This window comes from Amycolatopsis thermophila, from assembly GCF_030814215.1.
Lineage (GTDB): Bacteria > Actinomycetota > Actinomycetes > Mycobacteriales > Pseudonocardiaceae > Amycolatopsis_E > Amycolatopsis_E thermophila.
In genome coordinates, this window is record NZ_JAUSUT010000001.1 from 4,112,912 (window position 1) to 4,124,933 (window position 12,022).

Below are 12,022 nucleotides of genomic sequence, written 5' to 3' on the forward strand. Positions count from 1 at the left end.
TGCCGGCGCAGGACCGAGTGACCCTGCGGCAGCGAGCCGCCAGAACCAGGCTGCGGGCTCCGGGCGGGCTGATGCGGCGGCAGCGGGCGGCCAGAATCAGGCCGCGGGTTCCGGGCAGGGTGGTGCGGCAGCGAGCCGCCAGAACGGGCCCGCCGGTTCGGGACCGGATGACGCCGAGGCAGCGAGCCACCCGGATCGGCCTGCCGGTTCCGGACGGGGTGCCGCTGCGGCCGCGAGCCGCGAGCCCGAGCCCGCCGGCTCAGGACGAGGTGCGGCCGCAACGCCGAGCCACCAGGACCAGCCTGCCGGCCCGGCGCGCGGCGAAGCCGTGGCAGCAGGTCCCGCGGCGGGCCACGATGACCAGCCCGCCGGCAGGGCGCGCGGCGAAGCCGCGGCAGCAGTTCCCGCTGCGGGTCACGAGGACCAACCGGCCGGCGCGGGGGAGCAAGGCACCGCGGTGGCGGATCCCGCGGCACCCGATCAGGGCCGAGATGCCGAGCCCGGCCGGGAGCGTCCGGACGAGCACCCCGCCCGCGACCCCTACCACTACCCGCGCCACTGGGAGGCCGACGTCCTCCTCAGCGACGGCGGCACCGTCCACTTGCGACCCATCGTGCCGAGTGACGCGGACGCCCTGGTCTCCTTCCACGCCAAGCTCTCCGAGCGCACCCGGTACCTGCGCTACTTCGGCGCGTACCCGCGCATCCCGCAGCGCGACCTGGAGCGGTTCTCCGTCGTGGACCACCACGATCGCGTCGCGTTCGTGGCTCTGCTCGGTGACGACATCATCGCGGTGGGACGGTACGAGCGGCTCGGGCACGGGCCGTCCGCCGAGGTGGCGTTCGTCGTCGACGACGCGCACCAGGGCCGCGGCGTCGGGTCGATCCTGCTGGAGCACCTGGCCGCGGCCGCGTCCGAGTGCGGTCTGCGCCGGTTCGTCGCCGAGGTGCTCGCCGAGAACGCCGCCATGGTGCGGGTCTTCCGGGACGCCGGCTACCAGGTCAGCCGCGCCATCGAGGAGGGCGTGCTGCACCTGGAATTCGACATCGACCCCACCGAAGAATCCCTGGCCGTCGCCCGGGCGAGGGAACAGGCCGCCGAGGCCCGCAGCGTCCACAACCTGCTGCACCCGCGCTCGGTCGCCGTCATCGGGGCCTCCGCCGACCCCACCAAGGTCGGCTATTCCGTCCTGTCGAACCTGCTGGCCGCGGACTTCGCCGGCACCGTCTACCCGGTCAACCCGGAACACCGCTCGGTGCGCGGTGTACGGGCTTACCCGTCCGTTGTGGACATTCCGGATCCGGTTGACCTCGCGGTGGTCGCGGTGCCGGCCGACCAGGTCGAGTCCGTTCTGGACGGTGCGCTCGCCAAGGGTGTCAAGACCCTGCTCATCGTCACCGCCGGGTTCGGCGAGGCGGGACCGCATGGCCTGCACGCCGAGCTGCGCCTGGTCGGCGAGGCGCGGGCGCACGGCATGCGCGTGGTCGGCCCGAACGCGCTCGGCGTGCTCAACACCGATCCCGCGGTCCGGCTCAACGCCACGCTCGCGCCACGCCTGCCCAAACGCGGCCGCGCCGGGTTCTTCTGCCAGTCGGGCGCTCTGGGCACGGCGATCCTCGCCGACGCCGAGGCCCGCGGGCTGGGGTTGTCGACGTTCGTCTCCGCCGGTAACCGGGCTGACGTCTCGGGCAACGACCTGCTGCAGTACTGGGAAACCGACCCGAACACCGACCTCGTCCTGCTCTACCTGGAATCGTTCGGCAACCCGCGCAAGTTCGCCCGGCTGGCGCGGCGGCTCGGCCGCAACAAGCCGATCGTCGCGGTGAAGTCCGGGCGGCACGCGGTGCGACCGCAGCTGGCCGCCACCTCCGCCGAGGTCGACGAGGCGAGCGTGCAGGCGCTGTTCGAGCAGGCCGGCGTGGTGCGGGTGGAGACGCTGGCGCAGCTGTTCGACACCGCGCTGGTGTTCGCGCACCAGCCGTTGCCCGCCGGGCCGCGGATCGGCATCGTGGGCAACTCCAGCGCCATCGGGCTGCTGGCCGCCGACACCGCGCGGGCGCAGGGGCTGCGTCTGGCCTTCGACCCGGTCGACGTCGGCCCGCAGGCCGGCCCGGACGACTTCGCCGCCGCGGTGCGGGAGGCGCTGAACAACCCCGAGACGGACGCGCTGGTGGCGGTGTTCGTGCCGCCGCTGTCGATCCCGGGCAGCACGTACGCACGGGCGTTGCGGGAGGCGGCGCAGGATCTGGACCAGCGCAAACCGATCGTCTCGACGTTCCTGGCCGCCGAGGGCGTGCCGGACGAGCTGGCGGTGCCCGGGCCGGACGGCGCGCCGGGGCCCGGGTCGATCCCGTCGTTCCCGAGCCCCGAGCGGGCGGTGAACGCGCTGGCGAAGGTTGTCCGGTATGCGGCGTGGCGGCAGCGCCCGCAGGGGACCCTGATCCGGCCCGATGGGCTGCACGTCGAGCAGGCGGAGCAGGTCGTGGGGGAGATCCTGGCGGGCGGCGACAAGAACGTGGTGCTCGAGGACAGCGACATCGTGCGCCTGCTCGGGTGTTACGGCATCGACGTGGTGCCGTTCCGGGTGGTGTCGAGCGCGGACGGTGCGGTGGCGGCCGCCGAAGAGCTGGGGTACCCGGTGACGGTGAAGGCCGTGGACGAGCGATTGCGCGGACGGCCGGACCTCGCGGGCGTGCGACTGGACCTGGCGTCGCCCGACGCGGTTCGGCGCGGCTACGAGGATCTGAGCGAGGTGTCGGGGGAGCAGGACGTCTACGTCCAGAAGATGGCGCCGAAGGGCATCTCGTGCCTGATCGGCCTGCAGGACGACCCGTCGTTCGGCAGCCTGGTGTCGTTCGGGTTGTCCGGGCTGGTGAGCACGCTGCTCGGGGACCGGGCCTACCGGGCGGTGCCACTGACCGACGTGGACGCCGCGACGCTCATCCGCGAACCGAAGACGGCCCCGCTGCTGACCGGCTACCGCGGCGACGAGCCCGCGGACCTCGCGGCGTTGCAGGACCTGGTGCTGCGGGTGGCGGCGCTCGCGGAGGATCACCCGGAGGTGCGGGCGCTGACCCTCGACCCGGTGATGGCCTCGCCGGAGGGGGCGTTCGTGGCCAACGCGCGCATCGTGCTGGGGCCGCCGCCCGCGCGCCCGGACACCGGACCGCGCCGCTTGCGGCCGATCAACGCGGGCTTCTGACACTGAGCGTTGAGCGCGGTCTTGCTGGTGGTGGCCTGTCTCGCTGGGCCGGTGGTAGGTGGGTGAGTGGTCCATTGGTGCGGCGGTGGGCGCCGGTGCGCCGATGGGTCAGTGGTGCGCACACGAGTGGACCGTTGGCGTGGCGCGCGCCGGCTGGCGTGCGCGTGGCGGGGGCCACGCCCGGGGCGCGAACGGTCCATTCGGGCGGTGGTGAGCGCGAGTGGATCGGTGGTGTGTTGGTGAGGGGACCGTTGGCGGTGGGGAGCTGATGGACGCGTGGCGGGCGTGCGAGTGGGCCGGTCGTGGGGAGGCGAAGGGGCCAGCGGTGTGGTGGCGAGCGCGGGTTGACCGGTGGTGCGGGTGGGCGGCCGTTGGCGGTGGAGGCGGTGGAGCTGATGGACCAGCGGTGAGAGCGCGGACGGACCGTCGATGTGCTGGGGAGCGCTGATGGACCAGTGGTGTGGCCACGAATGGACCATTGGTGCCCTCGCCAGCGCTCCCGCGACCACTGGGCCCCCGCGGCGTGTGGGCGACGGAGACGGCGCCCGTCGGGAGGCGGGTTTACTCGGCCGACTTGAGGATCGGGCGCAGGTCGTCCATCTGGTCGAACAGGTGCCAGATGTAGGAGGACGTCCCGTGTTCGCGGTGGGGGTGGAGGTCCGCCAGCGCCGGGTCGTCGCGATAGCTCGCGAACGCTTCGGGCGACTCCCACTCCACCAGGATCATCACCTGCCGCGGGGCGATGTCCCCGGTGGCGCTCTCACGGAACTTTCCCAGCGCGACGACCCGCCCGCCGTGGGCGGCGACCTCGGCCGCGGACCGGCGCGAGTACGCCAGGTACTCGTCCCGGTCGGCGACGTCGAACAGGTTCAGCGCATAGACCTTGCCCATCAGTGCAGCTTAGAACCCGATCACCCGCCCGGGGGCGGGTTAGCCGGTATACGCCTTCGGGCGGCGAGTGGCGGGTGCCCTGCGAGGCGGGTGTACACAGGCGGGCGGGTGGTGCCCTCCGACCGGCGTCTATATCGGCGGGGAGCGAGCCCCAGGCTGGCGGCGGTCGGCGGCCGGCGGGCAGCGGGCGGGTGGTGCCCAGCGACGCGGGTGATCCGCGGGCGGCGAGCCCCGGCGGCGAGCAGCGGGCGGCGAGCGGCGGGTGCCCCTACGACGCGGGTGCACCCAGGCGGGCGGGTGGTGCCCTGTGACCCGCATCTGCATCGGCGAGTGGCGAACCCCCGGCGGGCGGACGGCGAGCGGTGCGCCCCCGGCGGGCAACGAGCGACAGGGTCCTGCGACGTGGGTGCACACAGGCGGGCAGCGAGCGGCGGGAGGCGGGTGTACACAGGCGGGCAGCGAGCGGCGGCAGGCGGGTGCCCTACGAGGCGGGTGCACACGGGCGTCCGGCGAGCGGCCTACCACCCGTGCACCAGCCGAGCGCGGGTGCAAACCTCCCCGGAGCCGGACACCACCTTCAGGGCCGCACCACCTCGTCCGCGCCCGACCCGGCACCCACGGTGCAGTAAGCGCTTTCCCGACCCACCCTCGACCACACCGGATCCGGGCAGTGCACCCCCTCCGCCGACAGCTGCCGCTTCATGATCTTGTACGTCGAGGTCCGGGGGAGTTCTCGCACCACCCGGACGTAGCGGGGCAGCTGCTTGGGCCCCAGATCCTCCTGCCGGGCCAGGAAAGCCCCGAACTCCTCCGGGCCCAGCGGCCCGGCCAGCACCACCGCGGCCATCACCTGGTCACCCACCGCCGGATCGGGGACCGCGTACACCGCGGCCTCCGCGATCGCCGGGTGGCGCAGCAGCACCCGCTCGATCGGCGCCGTGCCCAGGTTCTCGCCGTCCACCCGCAACCAGTCGCCCAGGCGGCCGGCGAAGTAGCAGAACCCGGCGTCGTCCACATAGGCCAGATCACCCGTGTGGTACCGGCCGTCGCGCAGGCGTTCGGCGTCCGCCGCGGGGTTCTTGTAGTACCCGGCGAACGCGCCGGCCCCCCGGGTGTTCACCAGCTCCCCGACGACACCGGGCGGGCACTCCACCCCGGTCTCCGGATCCAGGATCGCCACCCCCTCCGGAAGTCTGCCCAACGAACCGGCCGGCGTGTCCGGCGTCCGCGCGAACCCGATCCCGCCCTCGGTCGACCCGAACGCGTCCACCACGCGACACCCGAACCGCCGGCCGAACGCCGCGAGGTCCGCCTCCGCACCCTCGTTCCCGTACACGATCCGCAGCGGGTTGTCGGCGTCGTCCGCTGCCGAGGGTGTCGCCAGCACGTACGACAACGGCTTGCCCACGTAGTTCGCGTACGTGACCCCGAACCGGCGCACGTCGGGCAGGAAACCGGACGCCGAGAACCGCCGCCGCAACGCCAGCGTCGCCCCGGCCGCCAGCCCGACCGACCACCCGGCCATGATCGCGTTCGAGTGGAACATCGGCATCGACAGGTAGACGCAATCCGAAGAGGACAGTCCGAACCGGTCTGCCAGCATCCGGCCCGGAGCGGCGATCTTGTCGTGCGTGCAGCGCACCGCCTTCGGATCACCGCTGGTACCCGATGTGAAGATCAGCATCAGCAGGTCGTCGGCACGTGCGGGTACCGGCGTCAACGGCGAGCCCGCGCACGAATCCAGCAACGCGGCCCACTCCGGCCCGTCCAGGTCCAGCACCGGGACGTCCATCCCGGTCAGCAACGCCGCGTGCCGTCCCTCCGTCAGCACCAGCTCGCAGTCCGCCAGCCGGATGTCCCGCTCCAGCGCCGCACCCCGCCGCGTCGGGTTCAGCCCCACCAGCACCGACCCCGACAACGCGCACCCGCCGAGCAGGAACGAGAACGACGGCACGTTGTCCGCCAGGATCCCCACGTGCTTCACGGGCCCGGTGAGCACCGACCGCAACACCGCGGCGTGGTCCGCGCACTGCTGCACGTGCTCCCGCCACGTCCACGACGAGTCCTCGAACCGCAGACCGGGCCGGTCGTCGCCGGCCCGCGCCAGCAGCAGCTCGGTGACCGTCATGACGCCGCGAGCAGGTCGCCCAGCACCCGCAGCTGCGCCGTCGCGCCGCCGAGGGTGAACTCGAGCCGCTTGGCCGCCACGAAGTACCGGTGCAGCGAGTGGTCGGTGTCGATGCCGACGCCGCCGTGGAGGTGGACCGCGCTGTGCGCGACCCGGTGCCCGGCCTCGGCCGCCCAGTACTTCGCCGTCGCGACCTCCGCCGAGGCCGGCAACTCCGCCGACAGGCGCCACGCGGCCTGCCACACCGTCAGGCGGACCGCCTCCACGTCGACGTAGGCGTCCGCGAGCCGGTGCCGCACCGCCTGGAACGCCCCGATCGCGTGCCCGAACTGCTGCCGCTGCCGCGCGTACTCCGCAGTGCGGTGCAGCGCGGCCTCCAGCACGCCGAGCTGCTGCGCGCACAGTCCCACCGTCGCGTGCTCGCGCAACCAGACGTCCGAGACCGGCACCCGCGTGGCCGGGACGCCGCTCAGCTCGACGAGCCCGGCGTCGGCGTGGTCGATCACGCTCTGCGACTCGATCTCCGCCCGTTCGGCGTCGAGCGCGAACACCGCGGTTCCCTCGGACGTGTGCGCGGGGACGAGCAGGGCGTCGGCGAACGACGCGAACGGCACGGCGGTCTGCGCGCCGGACACGCGCCAGCCGGCGGACCCGTCCGGTTCCGCCGTGAACCCGCACGGCGCCCCAGCGTCCGGCAACACGAGCGCGAGCACCGCCTGCCCGCGCACGGCCGGCACCAACCACTTCTCGATCAGCCGGCCGTCCCCGGATCCGGCGACCGCCGTCGCCGCCACCACCGTCGGCAGGTAGGGCACCTCGGCGACGGCCCGTCCGATCTCGGTGAGCACCGCGCACCGCCCGAGGACGCCGAGCCCGCCACCGCCGACCGGCGACGGCAGCGCCGCGTCGATCACCCCGGCACGCGCCAGCTCACCCCAGGCCGCCCGGTCGAAGCCGCCCTCGCCGTGCGGGCTCGGCGTCGCCTTCTCGGCGAGGATCCGGCGGACGAGTGCCGCCAGCTCGGTGACGTCCTCACTCAGCGCGAAGTCCACGGTTCCTCCTCAGCGGGTGACGGGCAGGGACAGGGCGGTCGCGGCGATGAGGTCGCGCTGGATCTCGTTCGTGCCGCCGCCGAAGGTGAGGATCAGCGCCGACCGGTGGGCGCGTTCGAGCCGTCCGCGCAGCACCGCGCCCGGCGACCCGGTGCGCACCGCCGCCGCGGGCCCCACCACCTCCATGAGCAGCCGGTACGCCTCGATCGCCAGCTCGGTGCCGAACACCTTCGTCGCCGACGCCTCCGCCGCACCCAGGTCGCCGGACTCCGCCGCCCACGCGATGCGCCAGTTCCGCAGCTTGAGGTACTCGGCGTGGGCGTGCACCCGGGCCAGGTGCATCCGGACCCACTCGGCGTCGATGACCCGGCTGCCGTCCGGCTGCTTGGTCTCCTGCGCCCACGCCCGCACCTCGGCCAGCGCGGAGATGATCGGCGCGGCCGAGGTCAGCGCGACCCGCTCGTGGTTGAGCTGGTTCGTGATGAGCGGCCAGCCCGCGTTCTCGTCGGCGATCCGGGCGGACACCGGCACCCGCACGTCGTCGTAGAAGGTTGCGCTGGTTCCCGGACCGGCGACCGTGCGGACCTTCGTCCAGGAGAACCCGGGCGCGTCGGTCGGCACGACCAGGATGCTCAGGCCCTTGTGCCGCTTCGCGTCCGGATCGGTGCGCGCGGCCAGCCACACGTAGTCGGCGTACTCGATCAGGCTCGTCCACATCTTCTGGCCGTTGACCACGTACTCGTCGCCGTCGCGGACCGCCCGGGTGCGCAGCGACGCCAGGTCGGTGCCCGCCTCCGGCTCGGAGTAGCCGATCGAGAAGTGCAGCTCTCCGCCGGCGATCCGCGGCAGGTAGAACGCCTTCTGCTCGGGCGTGCCGAACCGCATGATCGTGGGCCCGATCGTGTTGACCGTCAGGAACGGGACCGGCACCCCGGCCACGGCCGCCTCGTCGGTGAAGACGAGCTGGTCGAGCATGGGCCGCGCCTGCCCGCCGTACTCTTCCGGCCACCCGATCGCGAGCCAGCCGTCGCGGCCCAGTTCGCGCACGATCTCCTTGTAGGCCTTGCCGTCCCCGTACTCACCGCCGTCGCCGGCCAGCGCCTCGCGCCGCTCCGGGGTCATCAGCCGCGCGAAGTAGTCGCGCAGCTCGTCGCGCAACTTCTCCTGCCCGGTCGTGTAGCTGATCCGCATACCGTCACCTCCGGCCCGGACGGTCGTTGCTGGAAGCAGACCGGCCCCGGCGCTAGTCTAGAACACGTTCTATTTCTATCAGCAGAACCGCCGAGGAGGAAGTCATGCGGGTCGGGGTCGACCGGTCGCTGTGCGAGGCGAACGAGGTGTGCATCGGGTTCGCGCCCGCCGTCTTCGAGCTGGACGACGAGGAGGAGTTGCGGATCGTCCAGTCGGACGTGCCCGAATCGGAAGTAGAACGTGTTTCGCAAGCTGTTGCGGCTTGCCCGAAGAATGCGCTGTTCACCGAGGAGTAAACGCCGGAAACTGGGGCTTGTCCGCGACGAGAACAGATTCTAGTCTGACCGTCGTGGAAGGTGAGAGGGAACCGCGCGTGGCCATCGTGACCGGCGCCGGGGCGGGACTGGGCCGGGCCGAGGCGCTCGCGCTGGCCCGGTCGGGTGCCGCGGTCGTCCTGAACGACGTCACCGATGCCGCCAAGACGGTGGTGGACGAGATCGAGGCGGAGGGCGGGCAGGCGCTGCTCGTCACCGGGGACGTCGGCGAGCGCGCCACCGCGGACGCGCTCGTCGAAGCCGCGGTGGAGCACTTCGGCGGACTGCACGTCGTCGTCAACAACGCGGGCGTACTGCGCGACCGGATGATCTTCTCGATGTCCGACGAGGAGTGGGACACCGTGATCCGCGTGCACCTGCGCGGGCACTTCCTGTTGTCCCGCAACGCCACGGCGTACTGGCGCACCCGGTCGAAGGCGTCCGGCGGGCCGGTGCCGGCGCGGATCGTCAACACCGCGTCGGAGGCGTTCCTCGTCGGTTCCGCCGGTCAGCCCAACTACGCGGCGGCCAAAGCGGGCATCGTCGGCCTCACCGTCGCGACCGCCCGCGGCGCCGCGCGCTACGGCGTGCGCGCCAACGCCATCTGCCCCCGCGCCCGCACCGCGATGACCGCCGAGGTCTTCGGCGACGCCCCGGCCGAGGGGGTGGACCCGCTCTCGGTCGAGCACGTCGCCCCGCTCGTCGCCTACCTGGCCTCGGAGCGGGCGGACCGGATCAACGGCCAGGTGTTCGTGGTGCACGGCGGGATGGTCGCGCTGCTGCGCCCGCCCGCCGTCGAGCGGCGCTTCGACACGAACGGTCCGCTGTGGACGGCCGACGAGCTGGACTCCACCGTCGGCGCCCACTTCGCCGGCCGAGACCCCGAGACGATGTTCGCCGCCACCGAGATCCTGGAGCTCCCATGACACTCACCGTGCAGCCGCACCGCGAAGCCCTCGGCCTCAAGACCGGCCGGCTCTACCTCGACGGCCAGTGGGGCCCGGGGACCGGCGGTGACTCGTGGACCCACCGGCACCCGGCCACCGGCGAGGAGATCGGCGAGTTCGCCATCGCCACCGAGGCCGACGTCGACGCCGCGGTCGCCTCGGCGCGCGTGGCCTTCGAGTCCGGCGCCTGGTCCGGCTCGCGTGCCAGCACCCGTGTCGCGGTCCTGCACCGCTACGCCGATCTGCTGCGCGAGCACGCCGAGGAGCTGCGGGCGCTGCAGGCGCTGGACAACTCGGTGCCGCTGTCGTTCAGCAGCACGATCTACGCGACCTCGGTCGGCGCGGCCGCCGACGTGTTCGACCACCACGCCGGCTGGGTGGACAAGCTCGGCGGTGAGACGCTCACGCCGTACCAGGGCGGCGACCACCTGGCGATGACGTTCCGCGAGCCGATCGGCGTGGTGGCGGCGATCCTGCCGTGGAACGCGCCGTTCCTGCTCTTCGCGCAGAAGGTGGCGCCGGCGCTGGCGGCCGGATGCACCATCGTGCTCAAACCCTCGGAGTACTGCACGTTCACCGTGCTGCGCATGGTCGAACTGCTCGTCGAAGCCGGGCTGCCGGGCGGCACGCTCAACGTCGTCACCGGCCCCGGCGACCCGGTCGGCGAAGCCCTGATCACGCATCCCGGGGTGGACAAGGTCAGCTTCACCGGCAGCCGCGCGGTGGGCAAGCACATCGTCGAGGCCTCCGCCGGCACGCTCAAGCGGGTGTCGCTCGAGCTGGGCGGCAAGAGCCCCGCGCTGGTGTTCGCCGACGCGCCCAACGTCGGCCTGGCCGCCGCGACCGTGGTCGGCGCGGTCACCATGGGCCTGTCCGGCCAGGCGTGCGTGGCCAACACCCGCGCGCTGGTGCACCGGGACGTCTACGACGAGTTCCTCGGCGCCGCGCAGGGCATGGCGCAGGCGATGACCTACGGCGACCCGTTCGACCCGGGTGTGATGGCGAGCCCGTTGATCAACTCCAAGCAGCTGGCGCGCGTGCTCGGCTACATCGAGAAGGGCAAGTCCGAGGGTGCCCGCCTGGTGACCGGCGGCGAGCGGCTCGGCGGTGACCTGGCGTGCGGCAACTTCGTCGGCCCGACCATCTTCGCCGACGTGGACAACGGCGCCACCATCGCGCAGGAGGAGATCTTCGGTCCGGTGCTGGCCGTGGTCCCGTTCAGCGACGAAGACGAGGCCGTGCGGCTGGCCAACGACACCGAGTACGGCCTGGGTGCGGGGCTGTTCACCGCCGACGTCCAGCGCGCGTTCCGCGTGTCGCGCAAGCTGCGGGCGGGCACGATCGGCATCAACGGCTTCCAGATCGAGCCGCACCTGCCCTTCGGCGGGTTCAAGCAGTCCGGCCTGGGCCGGGAGGGCGGCAGGTCGTCGATCGAGGCCTACACCGAGCTCAAGTCGGTGTACCTCCCGCTGACCGACGAGACGATGTGATGGGACGCCTCGACGGCAAGACCGCGCTGATCACCGGCGCGGCACGCGGACAGGGTGCGGCCGCCGCGCGGCGCTTCACCGAAGAGGGCGCGCGCGTGGTGATCGCCGACGTCGCCGACGCGGAGGGCAGGGCCCTCGCGGACGAGATCGGGGCGGTCTACCAGCACCTCGACGTCTCCCGCGAGGACGACTGGGCCGCGGCCGTGCGCCGCGCCGAGGACGAGTTCGGCGGCCTCACCGTGCTGATGAACAACGCCGGGATCCTGCATTTCTCGGAGCTGGCCGGCACGTCACTGGCCGATTACGAACGCGTCATCCGGATCAACCAGATCGGGGCGTTTCTCGGGATGCGCTCGGTCGTTGAACCGATGACGCGGGCCGGTGGCGGCTCGATCATCAACGTGTCCTCTGTGGAGGGTCTGGCCGGCATGCCGTTCCTCGTCGCCTACACCGCGAGCAAGTTCGCGATCCGCGGGATGACGAAGGTGGCCGCGCTGGAGCTGGGGAGCAAGGGCATCCGGGTCAATTCGGTCCATCCCGGCATGATCGACACCAAGATGGTGTCCGACGCCGCAGGCGGCGCCGAGATCGACACGTCCTGGGTCGGCAAGAAGGTCGCGCTGGGACGGGTCGGCCAGCCGGCGGAGATCGCGCAGCTGGCGGTGTTCCTGGCCTCCGACGAGAGTTCCTACTCGACGGGTGCGGAGTTCGTCGCGGACGGCGGGGCGACGGCCACCCATGCGTTGAACGTCCAGGGGTGATCGACTTCACGGGAATACGAAGTAAACACCGCTAACGCAAAGCGGT

Annotated in this window: 9 protein-coding genes; 5 read left to right on the forward strand and 4 right to left on the reverse strand. The window is 72.6% G+C overall.

Translation table 11 applies throughout. The features are described 5' to 3' along the window. The first annotated feature begins 457 nt into the window (after nt 1–457). Nucleotides 458–3,202, forward strand: a complete 2,745-nt coding sequence (locus tag FB470_RS20160) for a bifunctional acetate--CoA ligase family protein/GNAT family N-acetyltransferase (RefSeq protein ID WP_306993723.1) — start codon at nt 458–460, stop codon at nt 3,200–3,202. 561 nt (nt 3,203–3,763) lie between these two features. Here FB470_RS20160 and FB470_RS20165 read toward each other — a convergent pair. The 4 genes from FB470_RS20165 to FB470_RS20180 all read right to left on the reverse strand — a co-directional run bounded on the left by FB470_RS20165 (nt 3,764) and on the right by FB470_RS20180 (nt 8,464). Beyond that, a complete protein-coding gene (locus FB470_RS20165; RefSeq protein ID WP_306993725.1) occupies nt 3,764–4,093 on the reverse strand; it encodes a DUF1330 domain-containing protein in 330 nt (109 codons plus the stop codon). Nucleotides 4,094–4,670: 577 nt separating this feature from the next. Beyond that, nucleotides 4,671–6,221 carry a long-chain-fatty-acid--CoA ligase gene (locus FB470_RS20170; protein WP_306993726.1) on the reverse strand — a complete coding sequence of 517 codons (1,551 nt, stop codon included), beginning with the start codon at nt 6,219–6,221 and terminating at the stop codon, nt 4,671–4,673. Then, nucleotides 6,218–7,273 (reverse strand): acyl-CoA dehydrogenase family protein, encoded by a 1,056-nt coding sequence (locus tag FB470_RS20175; RefSeq protein ID WP_306993728.1) that lies wholly within the window; start codon nt 7,271–7,273, stop codon nt 6,218–6,220. The genes FB470_RS20170 and FB470_RS20175 overlap by 4 nt, the downstream gene beginning before the upstream one ends. Before the next feature lie 9 nt (nt 7,274–7,282). Beyond that, on the reverse strand, nt 7,283–8,464 hold the full coding sequence (locus tag FB470_RS20180; RefSeq protein ID WP_306993730.1) for an acyl-CoA dehydrogenase family protein: 1,182 nt from the start codon (nt 8,462–8,464) through the stop codon (nt 7,283–7,285). Nucleotides 8,465–8,568: 104 nt separating this feature from the next. Between FB470_RS20180 and FB470_RS20185 the strand changes: the two genes are divergently transcribed. From FB470_RS20185 to FB470_RS20200, 4 genes are all read left to right on the forward strand, one after another. Then, nucleotides 8,569–8,760 carry a ferredoxin gene (locus tag FB470_RS20185; protein WP_306993731.1) on the forward strand — a complete coding sequence of 64 codons (192 nt, stop codon included), beginning with the start codon at nt 8,569–8,571 and terminating at the stop codon, nt 8,758–8,760. Nucleotides 8,761–8,837: 77 nt separating this feature from the next. Next, the gene (locus tag FB470_RS20190) at nt 8,838–9,704 is read left to right on the forward strand and encodes a 3-oxoacyl-ACP reductase (RefSeq protein ID WP_306993733.1); all 867 of its coding nucleotides are present in this window, start codon (nt 8,838–8,840) and stop codon (nt 9,702–9,704) included. Next, on the forward strand, nt 9,701–11,215 hold the full coding sequence (locus FB470_RS20195) for an aldehyde dehydrogenase family protein (protein ID WP_306993735.1): 1,515 nt from the start codon (nt 9,701–9,703) through the stop codon (nt 11,213–11,215). The genes FB470_RS20190 and FB470_RS20195 overlap by 4 nt, the downstream gene beginning before the upstream one ends. Beyond that, nucleotides 11,215–11,976: a glucose 1-dehydrogenase gene (locus FB470_RS20200; protein WP_306993737.1), complete on the forward strand. Its 762-nt coding sequence runs from the start codon at nt 11,215–11,217 to the stop codon at nt 11,974–11,976. The genes FB470_RS20195 and FB470_RS20200 overlap by 1 nt, the downstream gene beginning before the upstream one ends. Nucleotides 11,977–12,022: the final 46 nt, after the last annotated feature.

What these genes read in the sequence shown, in the direction of transcription:
- FB470_RS20195 (WP_306993735.1), top strand. Translation starts at nt 9,701, where the DNA reads ATGACACTCACCGTGCAGCCGCACCGCGAAGCCCTCGGCCTCAAGACC.
- FB470_RS20165 (WP_306993725.1), bottom strand. Translation starts at nt 4,093, where the DNA reads ATGGGCAAGGTCTATGCGCTGAACCTGTTCGACGTCGCCGACCGGGAC.
- FB470_RS20180 (WP_306993730.1), bottom strand. Translation starts at nt 8,464, where the DNA reads ATGCGGATCAGCTACACGACCGGGCAGGAGAAGTTGCGCGACGAGCTG.
- FB470_RS20185 (WP_306993731.1), top strand. Translation starts at nt 8,569, where the DNA reads ATGCGGGTCGGGGTCGACCGGTCGCTGTGCGAGGCGAACGAGGTGTGC.
- FB470_RS20200 (WP_306993737.1), top strand. Translation starts at nt 11,215, where the DNA reads ATGGGACGCCTCGACGGCAAGACCGCGCTGATCACCGGCGCGGCACGC.
- FB470_RS20170 (WP_306993726.1), bottom strand. Translation starts at nt 6,221, where the DNA reads ATGACGGTCACCGAGCTGCTGCTGGCGCGGGCCGGCGACGACCGGCCC.